Source organism: Streptomyces sp. NBC_01450 (assembly GCF_036227505.1).
Classification (GTDB): domain Bacteria; phylum Actinomycetota; class Actinomycetes; order Streptomycetales; family Streptomycetaceae; genus Streptomyces.
The window spans coordinates 2,011,799-2,028,570 of the sequence record NZ_CP109480.1 but is presented as its reverse complement, the minus strand read 5'-3'; the positions used below and the strand labels follow the sequence as shown (position 1 = coordinate 2,028,570).

Below are 16,772 nucleotides of genomic sequence, written 5' to 3'. Positions count from 1 at the left end.
TCATCCGGAATTTACACCTCCATCTATGGCCTGATCGAGGCACTCATGGTTCCTTTGGGGGACCAAAATCAGCCAAGAACCGAGTTCTGTTGAAGGCAACGGATTGACCGGGAGGTTCTTCTCATGACCGTCACCACGGTCGGCCGTGTCGGCACCGAGGCCGTCGCGCCCGTCGCGTCCACGCACATCGCGTCCACGCACATCGCGTCCACGCACATCGCGTCCGCGCCCCGGAACGCGGCCGCCGTTCCCGACCCGATGAACTCGGTGCTGGGCAAGGTCAGGCCCATCCTGGAGGCGTTCGGTGCGGAGGACGCCACGCTCTCCCTGGCCGAACTCGTGCGCCGGACGGGGGTGGCCAAGGCCACGGTGCACCGGCTCGCCCAGGAGCTCGTCGTCTGGGGGCTCCTGGAACGAGCGGGTTGCGACTACCGTCTTGGACTGCGCATGTTCGAGATCGGCCAGCGCGTGCACCGGCAGCGGATCCTGCGCGAGGTGGCCCAGCCGTACATGGAGGACCTGCTGCTGGCCACGCAGGAAACCATCCACTTCGCCATCCACGACAGTCTCGACGTCGTGTACCTGGAGAAGATCCTCCCGCACCGCGGCCTCAACGAGGAGACCAGGGTGGCGGGGCGGCGGCCGCTGTACTGCACGGCCACCGGCAAGGCGATCCTGGCCTTCTCCCCGGACACCCTCTTCACCGAGGTGGTCAGGAACGGACTGAAGCCCTTCACCCGGCACACGGTCACCTCACCGGGGCGGCTGCGGGCCCAGTTGGAGAGAATCCGGGAAGAGGGGGTCGCGGTCGAGGTCGAGGAGATCCGCCTCGGGTACGCGAGTACGGCCGTGCCGGTCCTCGGCGCCCAGGGCAGCCTCGTGGGCGCGCTCTCCATCACCGCGCCCACGTATCGGATGAATCCCTCCAAACACGGCGTCGCCCTGCGCGCCGCGGCCCTCGGAATCGGCAGGTCACTGCGGTGAGCGTGGTCCTTCAGGAGGTGCTCTCCCGGGCGCGGGAGCTGATCGGGCGGTCGGAGAGCGAGGACTGCGGAGTACTCGGCGTGAAGGACTTCTGCCGGTACGCCGCCGCCCTCAACGACGTCGACTTCATCCGCACCGCCCGCGCCCAGGAGGCGGCGGGGGAGGCCGTGGTCGCCCCCGCCCTGTTCCTCGCCGGAACGCTCAGCTGGGAGGACGGCCCGGCGGAGGACGGACTGCGCCCGGACGGGCTGGCCACCCGCGAGTCGCCGTGCACCCAGGGCCTGGCGGTGCGCCAGGTGCACGGCGGCCAGTCGGTCAGGCTGGGCAGGGCCCCGGTCGCCGGCACCCGGGTCACCGCCACCCGTACGGTGACCTCGGCCGACCACCGCGGCGGCAGGTCGGGCGAGTTCGTGCTGCTCGGCGTCACCACCCGCTTCACCTCCCAGGACGGAGCCGAACTGATGGCGGTGGACGAGACGATCGTCGTCCTCGACGTCCTGGACGTACTCGACGGCGTCGCGGACGAACACGGCGACAAGCGGGACGAGCGGGACGAGCAGAGGGGGGCCGTCGCATGACGGTGGTCCCCGTCGCCGGGCAGGTCTGCCCCCCGCACGCGTACGCACACAGCAGGGTGCAGCTCTTCCGGTTCAGCGCCGTGTCGTGGAACTCCCACCGCATCCACTACGACGCCCAGTTCGCCGCGTCGGAGGGCTTCCCGGACGTGGTCGTGCATTCCACCCTGCACGGCGAGACGCTCAGCCGGTACGCGCTTCGGTGGGCGGGGCCCGGGGCGGTCCTCGAGTCGGTGAGCTGGCGCAACCGGGCGACCGCCGTGGCCGGGGAGAAGCTCACCTGGACCGCTACCGTGCGCACGACCGAGCCCTGCGACGCGGGTGTGCGGGTGGCGCTCGACGTCGCGGTGCTCAAGGACAACGGCTCCCCCTGCGTGACAGGGCAGGTCGAGCTCACCTGGTGTGCTCCTGGTACCAGCCCTTCAGCAGAGTGGTCCCCGGGTCCGGCGACTTCTTGATCGGTTTCTGGTCGAGGTAGAAGAGCTGGAAGTCGACGACCCTCGGCGACACGGCGACACGGCGACACGGTGACATCCGTGTCGCCGATTTCGTGGACATCGGTACCGCTGTGCCGCGGGAACTGGTGTGTCGCGTACCGGCCGGCACCGCCCGGGACGCCGACGTTCCCGGCACCCGGACGAGTGAGCGAGGTGTCCTGCTCACCGGAACGAAACCATGTGGTGGAACCGCGGGCCGCTCCTACGCTCGCCGACCATGAGTGTTCTTTCCGACGTGCCGACGAGCACGGACGAGTCGGGTGCGATCGAGACGGACATCCTGATCATCGGCGCCGGTCCCGCCGGCCTCTACGGCACCTACTACGCCGGATTCCGCGGGCTGAGCGTCGCGGTCATGGACGTCCTGCCGCAGTGCGGCGGCCAGATCAGTGCGATGTACCCCGAGAAGCCCATCTTCGACATCGCCGGGTTCCCGGCGGTACGCGGCCGCGACCTGGTCGCCGGCCTGGTCGCCCAGGCGGAGCCGTACGGCCCCCGCTACCTCCTCGGCCACCGGGCGGTCGAACTGTCCCACGGACCCGACGGCCGGCCGGTGGTCCGCAGCGACCAGGGGGTCACGGTCCGGGCCGGAGCGGTGGTGATCACCGGCGGGGTGGGGACGTTCACGCCCCGGCCGCTCCCGGCGGGTGAGGAGTACCTCGGCCGCGGCCAGGTGTACTTCGTCCCCGACCCCGCCGACCACACCGACCACGACGTCATGGTCGTCGGCGGCGGCGACAGCGCCTTCGACTGGGCCGCCACCCTCGCCCCGGTCGCCCGGTCCGTCAAGCTCGTCCACCGCACCGACCGGTTCCGGGCCCACCAAGCGAGCGTGGAGAAGGTCCGCGCCCTCGGCATCGAGATCATCACCGGCGCCGAGGTGAGCGCGCTGCACGGCGCCGCGCACCTCGAACAGGTGGAGGTCCTCCACCGCACCACGAAGGCCACCCGACTGCTCCCGGCACAAACGGTGGTCGCCGCTCTCGGCTTCATGGCCGACCTCGGCCCGCTCCAGAACTGGGGCCTGGCACTCACGGCACGACGGATCGCCGTGGACACCCACATGGCCACCAACCTGCCCCGCGTCTTCGCCGCCGGGGACATCACCGACTACCCGGGCAAGGTGCGCCTGATCTCCGTCGGCTTCGGAGAGGCCGCCACCGCCGTGAACAACGCGGCCACTGTCATCGACCCGGACGCCGCGCTGTTCCCCGGGCATTCCACAGAGAAGGAGAACTGACATGGCCTACGTCATCGGTGCGACTTGTGTCGACATCATGGACCGTTCCTGCGTCGAGGAATGCCCGGTCGACTGCATCTACGAGGGCGAGCGCAAGCTCTACATCAACCCGGCCGAATGCATCGACTGCGGCGCCTGCGAGACGGCCTGCCCCGAGCAGGCGATCACCGTGGACCGGCTCGCCGCCCCCGAGTTCCGCACCGACAACAAGCGGTTCTTCGAGGAGACCCTGCCCGGCCGTACGGAGCCGCTGGGCACCCCGGGCGGAGCGACCGGCCTCGGGCCGGTGGGCGTCGACGCCCCACTGGTGAGCGCCCGATGACCGCTCCCGAGGTGCTCAAGGCGGCCGAGGTGCTCCATGCGGCCGTACGGACGAACTCCCCGTGCCCGCCGGTGCGTTCTCTCCTCGCCGAAGGCGACATACGGTCGGCGTACGCGGTGCAGCGGACGAACGTCGAGCGCGGCGTGGCCGCCGGGCAGCGGATCGTCGGCCGCAAGATCGGCCTGACCTCGCCCGCCGTGCAGACCCAGCTCGGCGTCGACCAGCCGGACTTCGGCACGCTGTTCGCGGACATGACGGTCCCCGACGGCGGCCGGGTGGCGGCCGGGCGACTGCTGCAGCCCAAGGTGGAGGCCGAGGTCGCCCTCGTCCTCGGAGCCGAACTGCCGCACCGCGACTGCACGGTGGTGGACGTGCTGCGGGCCACCGACTTCGCGCTGCCCGCGCTGGAGATCGTGGACAGCCGTATCGCCGACTGGGACATCACCATCGTCGACACCGTCGCCGACAACGCCTCCAGCGGCCTGTTCGTCCTCGGCTCCACCCCCGTACCGCTGATGGGCCTGGACCTGCGCGGCGTTCGGATGACGATGACCCGGGACGGCGAGCCGGTTTCCGAGGGAACCGGCGCCGACTGCCTGGGCGGCCCGCTCAACGCCGCGGCCTGGCTCGCCTCGACGCTCGCCGCGATGGGCGATCCGCTGCGGGCCGGGGACGTCGTACTGACCGGGGCGCTGGGACCGATGGCGGTGGCTGCCCCCGGGGACAGGTTCGAGGCACGCATCAGCCAACTGGGCCGCGTCACGGTCGAGTTCGCGAAGCAGACGAAGGGAGACAGGCCGTGAACGACACCACCCGAACCAAGGTCGCCGTCATCGGCTCCGGCAACATCGGCACCGATCTCATGATCAAGGTGCTGCGGTTGTCCGAAAGCCTGGAGATGGCCGCGATGGCCGGTATCGATCCGGACTCCGACGGCCTGGCACGCGCCCGCCGCATGAAGATCGCCACCACCCACGAAGGCGTCGACGGCCTGGTCGCACTGGACGAGTTCGCCGACGTACGGATCGTCTTCGACGCCACGTCCGCGGGGGCCCACCGCCGCCACGACGAGGTGCTGCGCGCCCTCGGACGCACCGTGGTCGACCTCACCCCGGCGGCCATCGGCCCCTATGTCGTCCCGCCGGTCAACCTCGACGCCCACCTCGACAGCCCGAACCTCAACATGGTGACCTGCGGCGGACAGGCCACGATCCCGATCGTCTCCGCCGTATCGGCCGTGACCCCCGTGCACTACGGGGAGATCGTCGCCTCCATCGCCTCCCGCTCGGCCGGACCCGGCACCCGGGCCAACATCGACGAGTTCACCGAGACCACCGCGTCGGCCATCGAGAAGGTCGGCGGCGCGAGGCGGGGCAAGGCGATCATCGTCCTCAACCCCGCCGAACCGCCGCTGATCATGCGGGACACCGTGCACTGCCTGGTGTCGGAGTGCGACGAGGAAGCCGTCACCGCGTCCATCGAGGCCATGGTGGGCCGCGTTCAGGCGTATGTGCCGGGCTATCGCCTCAAGCAGAAGGTGCAGTTCGACCGGATCGCCGCCGACGATCCCCTGCGCGCACTGGTGCCTGCCGGCTCCGCACCCGTGAAGGTGTCGGTGTTCCTGGAGGTCGAGGGCGCCGCCCACTACCTCCCGGCCTACGCGGGCAACCTCGACATCATGACCTCGGCCGCGCTGCGCACCGCGGAACGCCTGGCCGCCCACCACATCACGGAGGCAGCCAAGTGACCCCCTTGTACGTCCAGGACGTCACCCTGCGGGACGGCATGCACGCCGTCCGGCACCGCTACACCGTCGAACAGGCCCGCACCATCGCCGGCGCCCTCGACACGGCCGGCGTGCGGGCCATCGAGGTCGCGCACGGCGACGGCCTGTCCGGCTCCAGCATCACCTACGGCGTCGGCGCCCACACCGACTGGGAGTGGATCGAGGCGGTCACCGACGCCGTACACCAGGCCATCCCCACCACCCTGCTGCTCCCCGGCATCGGCACGCTGCACGACCTCGAGCAGGCCCACGCGCTGGGCATCCGCTCCGTGCGCATCGCCACCCACTGCACCGAGGCCGACATCTCCGGCCAGCACATCGCCGCCGCCCGCGAACTGGGCATGGACGTCGCCGGATTCCTGATGATGTCCCACATGGCGGAACCCGCCGAACTCGCCCGCCAGGCCAAGCTCATGGAGTCCTACGGCGCCCACTGCGTCTACGTCACCGACTCCGGCGGCCGCCTCACCATGGACGGCGTACGCGACCGCGTCCGCGCCTACCGCGACATCCTCGACCCGGCCACCGAACTGGGCATCCACGCCCACCACAACCTCGGCCTCGGCATCGCCAACAGCGTGGTCGCCGTCGAGAACGGCGTCACCCGCGTCGACGCGTCGCTGGCCGGACAAGGCGCGGGCGCCGGCAACTGCCCCCTCGAAGCCTTCGTCGCCGTCGCCGACCTGATGGGCTGGGAACACGGCTGCGACCTGTTCCCACTCATGGACGCCGCCGACGACCTGGTCCGACCGCTCCAGGACCGGCCGGTGCGGGTCGACCGCGAGACCCTGACGCTCGGCTACGCGGGCGTGTACTCCAGCTTCCTGCGCCACGCCGAGGCCGCGGCGGCCCGCCACGGCCTCGACACGCGCACCATCCTCGTCGAGGTCGGCCGGCGCGGCATGGTCGGCGGCCAGGAGGATCTCATCACGGACGTCGCCCTGGACCTGGCAGGGGAGACACGGGCGTGAGCGCGCGACGGACCCCGCTGCGGGTCGGCGTCCGCGTTCCGCCCTGTGACCGGGCGGACCACCTCGTCGAGACCGTACGGCGAGCGGAGCGCCTCGGCTTCGACGACGTCTGGTTCCCCGACTCCCAGTTGCTGTGGCGGGACGTGTTCACCACGCTGACGGCCGCCGCCCTGGGCACCGAGCGGATCGGCCTCGGCACGGCGGTCACCAACCTGGCGACCCGGCACCCGGCCGTGGTCGCCTCCGCCGCGCGCAGCGTCGCCGAACTCGCACCTGGCCGTTTCACCCTCGGACTCGGCGTGGGCAACAGCTCCGTCGGCCCCATCGGGCTGCGCCAGACCACCTCGGCGGCGATGCGCGAGGGCCTCGGCATGCTGCGGGCCCTGCTCGACGGCGAGGAATGGGACTTCGACGGCCACGAGGGCAAGGTCCGCTCCCGACTGCGTGACCCCCGGCCGGAAGTGCCCCTGCATCTGGCCGCGAGCGGGCCGAAGAACCTCCGGCTCGCCGGGGAGATCGCCGACGGTGTGATCCTCCTCAGCGGGGTCTCGCCGAGGACCCTTCAGGGTGCGACCGCTCGCGTACGCGAAGGCGCCGAAGCGGCGGGCCGGGACGCCGACCGCATACCGCTGACCGTCTCCGCGTTCTGCGCGGTGACCGACGACGTCGAGGCCGAGGCCCGGCGGATCAAGCCCATCTGCGCGTCGATCGCGCAGAACGGCGGCGCGTCCTTCCTCGCCCTCGCGGGCATCGACGTCCAGGTTCCCGCCGCGGTCCCGGGCGTCTACCCCGACCTCGTGCACGCGGAGGACTGGGACGCGGCGGTCGAGATCTGCTCGGCCTGGATCAGTGACGAGGCGGCCCTGCGGTTCGCCGAGGAGTTCTGCCTGTTCGGCACCGCGGAGCGGATCGCCGAACGGCTGAGCGCGCTCCACGCCTTGGGGGTCACCGGGGTGTTCCTGCAGCATGTCGGCTCCTACGACCCGCCCACCCAACTGATCGAGGCCATCGGTTCCTCCGTGCTCCCGGCCCTCTCCCTCCCCACCGAAGCGAAGGCAGGCCACTGATGACGGACCCTCTGCGCAAGGGCTATGTGTCCAGCCCCTTCGGGCAGTTGCACTACGTCGAATGCGGCACGGGCGAGCCCGTACTGATGCTCCACCAGACCCCACGTTCCTGGACCGAGTACCTCGACGTGCTGCCGCTGGTCGGTGCGGAGCACCGGGCGATCGCCATGGACACCCTGGGTTTCGGCGCCTCCGCGAAGCCCGCGGGGCCCCATTCCATCGAGCGCTTCGCCGACGCCGCCGGCGCGCTGATCGAGGAGCTGGAACTCGAGCGCTTCCACCTCGTCGGGCACCACACGGGCGGCGTGATCGCGGTGGAGCTCGCGGCCCGCTATCAGGACCGCGTGGCGAGCCTCCTGCTCTCCGCCACGCCCTTCATCGACGACGAGAAGCGGCGTACGGCGGGCGAGCGCGAGCCCGTCGACCACGTCGTTCCCCAGCCCGACGGCTCGCACCTGCTTCACCTGTGGAACCGGCGCCGCGGCTTCTACGAGAAGGGCGAGGAGGCGGCTCTCAACCGGTTCATGGTCGACGCGCTGACCGTGCTGGACCGGGTGGAGGAGGGGCACGAGGCGGTGCGGCGCTCCCTGATGGACCAGCGACTGCCCCTCGTCACGGCGCGCACGCTCGCGGTCTGCGCGGCCGGGGACCACTACGCCATGCCCGCCCTGGAGGAAATCGCCGCGGCGCTCGGTTGTGAGACGCGCGTCCTGTCCGGCGGTCACGTCCCTGTCCCCGAGCAACTGCCCCTGGAGTTCTCGAAGGTCGTCCTGGACTGGGTGGCACGAGGCTGACGTACCGGGGACACCGTGGTCTGCGGGCATGGCTGGACGGCGGTCAGAAGGTCCGGCCGTCGGGTACCCGTTCCGAGTGAGACCCTCGGCTCACCCGGAACGGGCACCGGCTCGCCGACGCGGACGTCGGGGTCACGGTGTGAACGGAGTCGTCAGCTCCGGTCCAGGATCGCCGTGAGGGCCTCCCTCAGTGCCGTTTCGGGGCTCGCGGACGGACCTTCGGAGCGCCAGGCGACGAAACCGTCGGGGCGGACCAGCACCGCTCCGTCGTCGGTGACGCCGTGCACCTCCGCCCAGTCCGTGTCGCTGGCGGGAGAGAGTTCCGCGTCGGGGCCGCTGCCGATCCGGTACGCGTCGAGCGGGACGGACAGAAGCTTGGCGACGGCCTTGGCCGCGCTGTGCCACTTGTCCGCCGAGGTCAGGAGCACCATGGACCGCTCGTACAGGTCGAGGGTGGAGACCCGGGTGCCGGAGCGGGTCAGCCACATGTGCGGCGCCCGGCTGCCGGGCTCGCCCGTCAGGCGCAGGCCGTCGGGGACGATCGGCGCCGACTGGTCGGCGCCCAGGACCGCGCCGCGCGGATAGCGATAGGCCAGCGCCACGTTGAGGATGCCGCCCTTCTTGCCGCCGGGGCCGGCGGCGCCCGGGGCGGGGATGTACCCGGGGTGGCTGTGCTCGACCGAACGCGACGAGGCACGGGCGCTGGTCGCCTCCGCGACCGGGCGGCGCTCGGCGTCGTAGGACTTCAGCAGTCCCGGCCCGGCCCAGCCGCCCAGCACCGCGGCCAGTTTCCAGGCGAGGTTGTGCGCGTCCTGGATACCGGTGTTGGAGCCGAACGCGCCGGTGGGGGACATCTCGTGGGCCGAGTCGCCGGCCAGGAACACCCTGCCGTCCGAGTAGCGCTCGGCGACCCGCTCGGCGGCGTGCCAGGCGGCCCTGCCGGTGATCCGCACATCGAGATCGGGTACGCCCACGGCGCGTCGGATGTGGTCCGCGCACCGTTCGTCGGTGAACTCCTCCAGGGTTTCGCCGTGTTCGGGGTGCCAGGGCGCGTGGAAGACCCAGTGCTCCTCGTTGTCGACCGGCAGGAGCGCCCCGTCGGCCTCCGGGTTGGTCAGGTAGCAGACGATGAAGCGCCGGTCACCGACGATGTCCGCGAGAGCCCGGGAGGTGAACGTGACGCTCACGTTGTGGAACAGGTCGCCCGGCCCGCTCTGCCCGATGGCGAGCCGCTCGCGGATCGGGCTGCGCGGACCGTCCGCCGCGACCAGGTAGTCCGCGCGGACGGTGCTGTGTTCTCCCGTCTCCCGGCTCTTGAGCCGCGCCGTGATCCCCTGGGCATCCTGCTCGAACGACATCAGCTCGGTGGAGAAACGCAGGTCTCCGCCGAGTTCCCGGGCGCTCTTCAGCAGCACCGGCTCCAGGTCGTTCTGGCTGCACAGGCACCACGCACTGGGGCTGAAGCGGGCCAGTCCGCCGCCCGGGTCGATCTCCTTGAACAGCCATTCACCGGCGTCGCCCACCAGTGTCGGGGTCTGCATGATGCCGTGGTTGTCCGCCAGGACCGAAGCGGCCTCCTCGATGCGTCGCTGCACTTCGGCGACTCGGAACAGCTCCATCGTGCGCACGTTGTTGCCACGCCCACGCGGATGGATCGAGGTGCCCGAGTGGCGTTCGACGAGCAGGTGCGGCACTCCGAGCCGGCCCAGGAACAGCGAGGTGGACAGGCCCACCAGGGAGCCGCCGACGATGAGCACCGGTGTGTGCTGACCGACCTCGCCGGCCTCTTCCGATCGGTTCATTGATTGCCTCCAGCGTCACCTGCGAGGTGAGTCAGGGATGGGATGCCGACCGCCTTGAACGGCCATCAGTTTCCATGCCCTGTGCGGAGAGGATCGCGCGCTCCGGACACCCGGATGGCACACAGTTCACTCGTCCGCACCGGCGGGCTCGCGCGCCTCGGGGGGCGAGTCAACGATCGGCTCATGGCGACCCCGGCCTTTGGGACACGGCGGTCGTTCCTGACCTTCCGTGAAGAAGAGAAGAGGTGTGCCGGATGACAACTTCGGGACGTATATCGCAATCGGCGTTCGACGGCTCCAGGCTTCGGGTGATCCTGCTGCTCGACCTGTTCGAGGGAGCACAGGAGCAGTTCCTCGACGCGTACGAGCACATGCGCAATCAGGTCGCGTCCGTCCCCGGACATCTCAGTGACCAACTCTGCCAGTCGATCGAGAACCCCTCGCAGTGGCTCATCACCAGCGAATGGGAGAGCGCCCCGCCCTTCCTCGCCTGGGTGAACAGCGAGGAGCACGTCCAGACGGTCCGGCCGATGCACAACTGCGTCCGGGACACCCGTTCGATGCGCTACAGCATCCTTCGGGAGACAACCCCGGATCAGCCGCTCGGCAACGAGGCGTCGACGACGGATCTGCAGGTCGAGGCCCGAGTGGGCGAAGGTGTGGCACGCCATGCCCTTACCTTCACCGTGAAGCCGGGTTCCGAGTCGAAGGTCGCGGAGATCCTCGCCGGGTACGAGTCCCCCCAGCCCCAGGTCGACGACACCACGCGGCTGCGGCGTACCTCACTCTTCATGCACGGCAACCGTGTCGTGCGTGCGGTGGAGGTGGAGGGCGACCTCATGGCGGCACTGCGTCACGTCGCCCGCCAGCCCGAGGTACGGGCGGTCGAGGAGGCCATCAACCCGTACCTGGAGCAGGACCGGGACCTGAGGGACCCCGACTCGGCGCGGGTCTTCTTCACCCGGGCCGCGCTGCCGTCCGTGCATCACGTGGCGTCCGGCAGCAAGGCACCCGAGGACCTGCGCCGCCACGCGCTCTACTACCCGGCCAAGCCAGGCTGCGGGATGGAGCTGGCCAGGTTGCTCGCCCACCAGGACGAGGCCGCGGCGGAGGACCCGAAGAGCCCGGTGTACCGGAGCACGGTCTTCCAGCGTGACGACATCGTGGTGCGTCTCATCGACGTGACGGGCGAGCTGGACGCGGACCCCGTCGCCGCGCTCGGTGTCAAGGGCGCGAAGAAGGCCGCGGAGCTGGAGCGCCTCATCGACGGTGCCGCGATCGGCGTCGAGGGCTCCCTGGAGACGGAACGCAACATCAACCGCCTCCTTTCGCACGTCGACATGATGCCCGTCACCGACCGCTCGGCGGATTCCTGACGGAGGGCCGCGGCTCCGTCCGCGGCCCTCCCTCCCCGGACGTCACTGCCCCACCCGGAGGTATCAAGCATGTTCAAGAAGCATCCACGCATCGTGGACCTGAGCGAGACGGAACCCAACCGCAGGCGCGGAGGCGACATCCGGGCCATGCTCACGCCCGCCACGGCGGGATCCACCAGCGGCTTCATGGGCCTGGCCATCATCCAGCCCGGCGAGCGCATCGGCGAGCACTACCACCCGTACTCCGAGGAGTTCGTGTTCGTCGTCAACGGCGCACTCGAGGTGGACCTGGACGGCGAATCGCACGCCCTGCAGCCCGATCAGGGTCTGCTGATCCCGATCAACATGCGGCACCGCTTCCGCAACGTCGGCGACACGGAAGCCCGCATGGTCTTCCACCTGGGCCCGCTCGCCCCGCGTCCGAGCCTCGGCCACGTCGACACGGAGGTGACCGACGACACCGCGCCCGGCCCCGAGTTCGCCACTGCCGGAGCGGACTTGTCCGCGCCGGACCACGGACGGCCGTCCGAGCGAAGTGGGGCCATAAAGTGACCCGGCGGGTGGCCGTCACCGGTATCGGTGTGGTCGCTCCGGGCGGCACCGGGGCGACGGCGTTCTGGGACCTCCTGTCCAATGGCCGCACCGCGACCCGCGGCATCTCGCTGTTCGACCCGGCGGGTCTGCGCTCCCGGATAGCCGCCGAATGTGACTTCGACCCGCTCACACACGGCCTCGACCCGGAGCTGAGCGAACACGCCGACCGGTACATCCAGTTCGCCGTGGTCGCGGCCGGAGAAGCCGTACGCGACTCCGGACTCGACACCGGCAGGGAGGACCCCTGGCGGGTCGCGGTCTCCCTGGGCAGCGCCGTCGGCGGCACCACCCGCCTGGAACACGACTACGTCCAGGTCAGCGAAGGAGGCCGGCGGTGGGACGTGGACCACCGCGCGGCCGACCCGCAGCTGCACCTGGCGTTCGCGCCCAGCACGCTGGCCTCGGTCGTCGCAGAGCAGTTCGGTGCCCAGGGACCGGTGCAGACCGTCTCCACCGGCTGCACCTCCGGACTCGACGCGGTGGGCTACGCCTTCCACACCATCGAGGAGGGCCGGGCGGACGTCTGCATAGCCGGGGCGTCGGACTCGCCGATATCCCCGATCACCATGGCCTGCTTCGACGCCATCAAGGCCACCTCACCCAACAACGACGACCCCGAGCACGCCTCCCGGCCCTTCGACGCCAACCGCAACGGATTCGTCATGGGCGAGGGCGCCGCGGTATTGGTCCTGGAGGAGTACGAGCACGCCCGAGCCCGCGGCGCGCACATCTACTGCGAGATCAGCGGCTACGCCACCTACGGCAACGCCTACCACATGACCGGTCTGACCAGTGAGGGGCTGGAGATGGCCCGGGCGATCGACACCGCGCTCGGCCAGGCCCGCCTCGACCCCACCCTGATCGACTACGTCAACGCGCACGGCTCGGGCACCCGGCAGAACGACCGGCACGAGACCGCCGCGGTCAAGCGGTCCCTGGGCGAGCACGCCTACAAGACGCCCATGAGCTCCATCAAATCCATGGTGGGGCACTCCCTGGGCGCGATCGGTGCGATAGAGGTCGTCGCCTGCGTCCTCGCCCTGAAGCACCAAGTCGTGCCGCCCACGGCGAACTACGAAACTCCCGACCCCGAGTGCGACCTGGACTACGTGCCGTGCACCGCACGCCCGCGGAAGCTGAACAACGTGCTCTCCGTGGGCAGCGGATTCGGCGGATTCCAGTCCGCGGTGCTCCTGACCGGGCCGGGTGGGAGGAACCGATGACCACTCAGCGCACTCAGCGTCCCCGGCGTGCGGCCATCACCGGCATCGGTGTGATCGCGCCCAACGGACTGCGCGCCGACGCGTACTGGAAGTCCGTCAGGGAAGGCCTCGTCGTCCTGGACCGGATCACCCGCGAGGGATGCGAGCACCTGCCGCTCCGTATCGCGGGCGAGGTCCGGTCCTTCGACGCCGCGGCCCTCATCGAGGAGCGATTCCTCGTCCAGACGGACCGCTTCAGCCACTTCGCGATGGCCGCGACCGTACTCGCCCTCGACGACGCCGGCCTCGGCCAAGGTGACCCCGCGGACCCGTACGACATCGGCGTGATCACCGCCGCCGGATCCGGCGGCGGCGAGTTCGGGCAGCGGGAGCTCCAGAAGCTGTGGGGCCAGGGATCCCGGTACGTGGGCCCGTACCAGTCCATCGCCTGGTTCTACGCCGCCAGCACCGGCCAGATCTCCATCCGCGGCGGCTTCAAGGGGCCCTGTGGAGTGGTCGCGAGCGACGAGGCGGGTGGCCTGGACGCCATCGCGCTCGCCGCCCGGGGTGTACGACGCGGCACCGGCGCGGTGATCGTCGGATCCGCGGAGGCGCCCCTCGCCCCGTACTCGATGGTGTGCCAGCTCGGATACCCCGAGATCAGCACAGCCGAGGAACCCGGTCGCGCCTATCGGCCCTTCACCGCGGGAGCGTGCGGCTTCGCTCCCGCGGAGGGGGGCGCCATGCTCGTCGTCGAGGACGAGGCCCGCGCCCGCGAGCGTGGGGCGGCCGTCCGGGCCACCGTGGCCGGTCACGGGGCCACGTTCACCGGCGCCTCCCGCTGGGAGCGGTCCAGAGAGGGGCTCGCCCACGCGATCCGTGGCGCCCTCGACGAGGCCGGCTGCGCTCCGGAGGAGATCGACGTCGTGTTCGCCGACGCCCTGGGTGTTCCGGAGGCGGACCGCGCCGAAGCCCTGGCCATCGCCGACGCCCTGGGGGCGCACGGCACCCGCGTCCCCGTCACGGCACCCAAGACGGGCATCGGGCGGGCCTACTGCGGGGCACCCGTGCTGGACACCGCGGCCGCGGTGCTCGCCATGGAGAGCGGCCAGGTACCCCCCACCCCCAACGTGTTCGACATCTGCCACGACCTCGACCTGGTGATGTCGAGCGCTCGCCCCGCCGAGCTGCACACGGCCCTGGTCCTCAGCAGGGGACTGATGGGCTCCAACGCGGCGCTGGTAGTGCGCCGCGGCGGCGACTCCGCCCGATAGGACCGGGCGGGAAGGAGAACAGACCCATGATCACCACCGAAGTGACCCTCATCGAACTGGCCTCCCTGATGAAGAAGGCGGCCGGAATCACCGTCGAACCCGAGGACCTCGAGAAGTCGTCGGACGCCCCGTTCGGCGTCCTCGGCCTCGACTCCCTCGGCCTGCTGGGCATCGTCGGTGAGCTGGAGAACCGTTACAGCCAGCCGCTGCCCCCCGACGCCGAGCGCTGCAAAACCCCCCGTGAGTTCCTCGACCTCGTCAACAACACCCTCAAGTCTGGAGCCTGAAAGTGGCAGGACACACCGAGAACAGCATCACCATCGACGCCCCTCTCGACCTCGTCTGGGACATGACCAACGACATCGAGAACTGGCCGCAGCTCTTCAGCGAGTACGCGTCCCTGGAGGTGCTCTCCCGGGACGGCGACACGACGAAGTTCCGCCTGACCATGCACCCGGACGAGAACGGCAAGGTCTGGAGCTGGGTCTCGGAGCGGACCGTGGACCGTGCCAAGCGGACCGTCCGCGCCCGCCGCGTCGAGACGGGCCCCTTCGACCACATGAACATCCGGTGGGAGTACAAGGAGACCCCTCAGGGCACCCACATGCACTGGGTGCAGGACTTCGCGATGAAGCCCGAGGCTCCGGTCGACGACGCCTGGATGACGGACAACATCAACCGCAACTCCCGCGTCCAGATGGAGCTCATCCGGGACCGGATCGAGAAGGTCGCCCGCGACCGTCAGAACGCGCCGATGCCCGGCTGACCGCCGGAGCACAGGAAGGACAACCGATGCACCACGCCCTGATCGTCGCGCGCATGGCGCCCGACTCGGCCCCGGCGATCGCCGATGTGTTCGCCGCCTCCGACCGCGGTGAACTCCCGCACCTGATCGGCGTCAAGCGCCGCAGCCTCTTCCAGTTCGGTGATGTGTACATGCACCTCATCGAAGCCGACCAGGACCCGTCACCCGCCATCGCGAAGGTGGTCGGGCACCCCGAGTTCCGCAGCGTCAGCGAGCAGCTGTCGGCGTACGTCAGCGCCTACGACCCGAAGACGTGGCGCAGCCCCAAGGACGCCATGGCCCAGTGCTTCTACCGCTGGGAGCGGGACGCCGGCTCCTGAGGCGAGCGCCCGGACACAACCCGAGGCCGCCGACCCCGCGACAGACGCGGAGCCGGCGGCCTCGGGTTTTTCCCGGTGGACCGGGAGGGGCCGGATCAGCCCGGGATCGTGCACTCGAAGGCGTGCAGATACGGGTTGACCGGACGGAACTCGTCGATGACGAGCCCCGCGGCGGTCAGCCGGTCGACCATGCTCTGCCGGGTGTGCTTCGCACCGCCGACATTGAGGAGCAGCAGCAGGTCCATGGCCGTGGTGAACCGCATCGACGGGGTGTCGTCCACGAGGTTCTCGATGACGACGACGCGGGCACCGGGCCGCGCCGCCTTGCGGACGTTCGCCAGCGCCCTGCGGGTGCTGTCGTCGTCCCACTCCAGGATGTTCTTGATGATGTACACGTCCGCCTGGACCGGGATGTCCTCACGGCAGTCCCCGGGCACCACGCGCACCCGTTCGGCCAGTGAACCGCCTTCGCGCAGCCGGGGATCGGCGTTCCTCACCACTCCCGGCAGGTCGAGCAGCGTGCCGTGCATCGCGGGGTGCTTCTCCAGCAGGCTGACCAGGACCTGGCCCTGACCGCCGCCGATGTCCGCGACCGAGGACACACCGCGCAGATCGAGAAGGTTCGCCACGTCCCGCGCCGACTGCTCGCTGGACGTCGTCATGGCCCGGTTGAACACGTACGCCGACTCCGGGGCCTCTTCGTTGAGGTAGTCGAAGAACTCCCGCTCGTACACGTCCTCGAAGACGTTCCGGCCGGAGCGCACCGCCTCGTCGAGCTTCGGCCAGACGTTCCACGTCCACGGCTCGGTGCACCACAGGGCGATGTAGCGGAGGCTGTGCGGGTCGTCCTCGCGCAGCAGCCGGGACATCTCCGTGTGCGTGAAGGTACCGTCCGGGAGTTCGGTGAAGACCCCCTGGCAGGACAGCGCGCGCAGCAGCCGGCGCAGGGTCTTCGGCTGGGTCTTCACCGCCGCCGCCAGGTCCTCCACGCTCGTGGGCGTGTCGCCCAGGGCGTCCGCCACGCCGAGGCGGGCGGCCGCGCGTACGGCGGCGGCGCAGGCCGCTCCGAAGACGAGCTCCCGCAGCCGCATGGGCGGTGGGGGAGCCGGATCGACCGTGGCCGGGGGGGCCGGATCAACAGTGGTCATTGTCGTGCCTCGCTT

At 70.4% G+C, this 16,772-nt stretch carries 19 protein-coding genes; 17 read left to right on the top strand and 2 right to left on the bottom strand.

Annotation, left to right across the window (positions count from 1 at the left end; all coding sequences use genetic code 11):
- The first annotated feature begins 123 nt into the window (after positions 1–123).
- The 10 genes from OG568_RS09345 (at position 124) to OG568_RS09300 (ending at position 8,236) form a co-directional block, all read left to right on the top strand.
- A complete protein-coding gene (locus OG568_RS09345) occupies positions 124–984 on the top strand; it encodes an IclR family transcriptional regulator (RefSeq protein ID WP_329531084.1) in 861 nt (286 codons plus the stop codon).
- Entirely contained in the window at positions 981–1,562 is a 582-nt protein-coding gene (locus OG568_RS09340) for an FAS1-like dehydratase domain-containing protein (protein WP_329531083.1), read from the top strand. The genes OG568_RS09345 and OG568_RS09340 overlap by 4 nt, the downstream gene beginning before the upstream one ends.
- Complete coding sequence (locus OG568_RS09335) at positions 1,559–2,017, top strand: acyl dehydratase (protein ID WP_329531082.1); 459 nt, start codon at positions 1,559–1,561, stop codon at positions 2,015–2,017. The genes OG568_RS09340 and OG568_RS09335 overlap by 4 nt, the downstream gene beginning before the upstream one ends.
- A 256-nt stretch (positions 2,018–2,273) precedes the next feature.
- Complete coding sequence (locus OG568_RS09330) at positions 2,274–3,296, top strand: NAD(P)/FAD-dependent oxidoreductase (RefSeq protein ID WP_329531081.1); 1,023 nt, start codon at positions 2,274–2,276, stop codon at positions 3,294–3,296.
- A 1-nt stretch (position 3,297) separates the two neighbouring features.
- Complete coding sequence (gene fdxA / locus OG568_RS09325) at positions 3,298–3,618, top strand: ferredoxin (RefSeq protein WP_329531080.1); 321 nt, start codon at positions 3,298–3,300, stop codon at positions 3,616–3,618.
- Positions 3,615–4,421: a 2-keto-4-pentenoate hydratase gene (locus tag OG568_RS09320; protein ID WP_329531079.1), complete on the top strand. Its 807-nt coding sequence runs from the start codon at positions 3,615–3,617 to the stop codon at positions 4,419–4,421. The genes fdxA and OG568_RS09320 overlap by 4 nt, the downstream gene beginning before the upstream one ends.
- Positions 4,418–5,365 carry an acetaldehyde dehydrogenase (acetylating) gene (locus OG568_RS09315; RefSeq protein ID WP_329531078.1) on the top strand — a complete coding sequence of 316 codons (948 nt, stop codon included), beginning with the start codon at positions 4,418–4,420 and terminating at the stop codon, positions 5,363–5,365. The genes OG568_RS09320 and OG568_RS09315 overlap by 4 nt, the downstream gene beginning before the upstream one ends.
- Positions 5,362–6,375, top strand: coding sequence for a 4-hydroxy-2-oxovalerate aldolase (gene dmpG / locus OG568_RS09310; RefSeq protein ID WP_329531077.1), 1,014 nt, complete (start codon positions 5,362–5,364; stop codon positions 6,373–6,375). Before OG568_RS09315 ends, dmpG begins: the two co-directional genes overlap by 4 nt.
- Complete coding sequence (locus OG568_RS09305; protein ID WP_329531076.1) at positions 6,372–7,442, top strand: LLM class flavin-dependent oxidoreductase; 1,071 nt, start codon at positions 6,372–6,374, stop codon at positions 7,440–7,442. Before dmpG ends, OG568_RS09305 begins: the two co-directional genes overlap by 4 nt.
- On the top strand, positions 7,442–8,236 hold the full coding sequence (locus OG568_RS09300) for an alpha/beta fold hydrolase (RefSeq protein WP_329531075.1): 795 nt from the start codon (positions 7,442–7,444) through the stop codon (positions 8,234–8,236). The genes OG568_RS09305 and OG568_RS09300 overlap by 1 nt, the downstream gene beginning before the upstream one ends.
- Positions 8,237–8,388: 152 nt before the next feature.
- Here the strand turns inward: OG568_RS09300 and OG568_RS09295 are convergent, their stop codons facing one another.
- Positions 8,389–10,038 (bottom strand): FAD-dependent oxidoreductase, encoded by a 1,650-nt coding sequence (locus tag OG568_RS09295; protein ID WP_329531074.1) that lies wholly within the window; start codon positions 10,036–10,038, stop codon positions 8,389–8,391.
- A 254-nt stretch (positions 10,039–10,292) separates the two neighbouring features.
- Here OG568_RS09295 and OG568_RS09290 point away from each other — a divergent pair, with 254 nt between their 5' ends.
- From OG568_RS09290 to OG568_RS09260, 7 genes are all read left to right on the top strand, one after another.
- Positions 10,293–11,414, top strand: a complete 1,122-nt coding sequence (locus OG568_RS09290; protein WP_266427166.1) for a SchA/CurD-like domain-containing protein — start codon at positions 10,293–10,295, stop codon at positions 11,412–11,414.
- A gap of 69 nt (positions 11,415–11,483) precedes the next feature.
- Positions 11,484–11,966 (top strand): cupin domain-containing protein, encoded by a 483-nt coding sequence (locus OG568_RS09285; protein WP_266427165.1) that lies wholly within the window; start codon positions 11,484–11,486, stop codon positions 11,964–11,966.
- Entirely contained in the window at positions 11,963–13,231 is a 1,269-nt protein-coding gene (locus OG568_RS09280; RefSeq protein ID WP_329531073.1) for a beta-ketoacyl-[acyl-carrier-protein] synthase family protein, read from the top strand. The genes OG568_RS09285 and OG568_RS09280 overlap by 4 nt, the downstream gene beginning before the upstream one ends.
- Complete coding sequence (locus OG568_RS09275) at positions 13,228–14,484, top strand: ketosynthase chain-length factor (RefSeq protein ID WP_329531072.1); 1,257 nt, start codon at positions 13,228–13,230, stop codon at positions 14,482–14,484. The genes OG568_RS09280 and OG568_RS09275 overlap by 4 nt, the downstream gene beginning before the upstream one ends.
- A 26-nt stretch (positions 14,485–14,510) precedes the next feature.
- Positions 14,511–14,771, top strand: coding sequence for a phosphopantetheine-binding protein (locus OG568_RS09270; RefSeq protein ID WP_329531071.1), 261 nt, complete (start codon positions 14,511–14,513; stop codon positions 14,769–14,771).
- A 2-nt stretch (positions 14,772–14,773) separates the two neighbouring features.
- Entirely contained in the window at positions 14,774–15,250 is a 477-nt protein-coding gene (locus tag OG568_RS09265) for an SRPBCC family protein (RefSeq protein ID WP_329531070.1), read from the top strand.
- A 26-nt stretch (positions 15,251–15,276) separates the two neighbouring features.
- Entirely contained in the window at positions 15,277–15,609 is a 333-nt protein-coding gene (locus tag OG568_RS09260; protein ID WP_266427152.1) for a TcmI family type II polyketide cyclase, read from the top strand.
- 95 nt (positions 15,610–15,704) lie between these two features.
- Here the strand turns inward: OG568_RS09260 and OG568_RS09255 are convergent, their stop codons facing one another.
- Positions 15,705–16,757, bottom strand: a complete 1,053-nt coding sequence (locus OG568_RS09255) for a methyltransferase (RefSeq protein ID WP_329531069.1) — start codon at positions 16,755–16,757, stop codon at positions 15,705–15,707.
- Between the last annotated feature and the right edge of the window lie 15 nt (positions 16,758–16,772).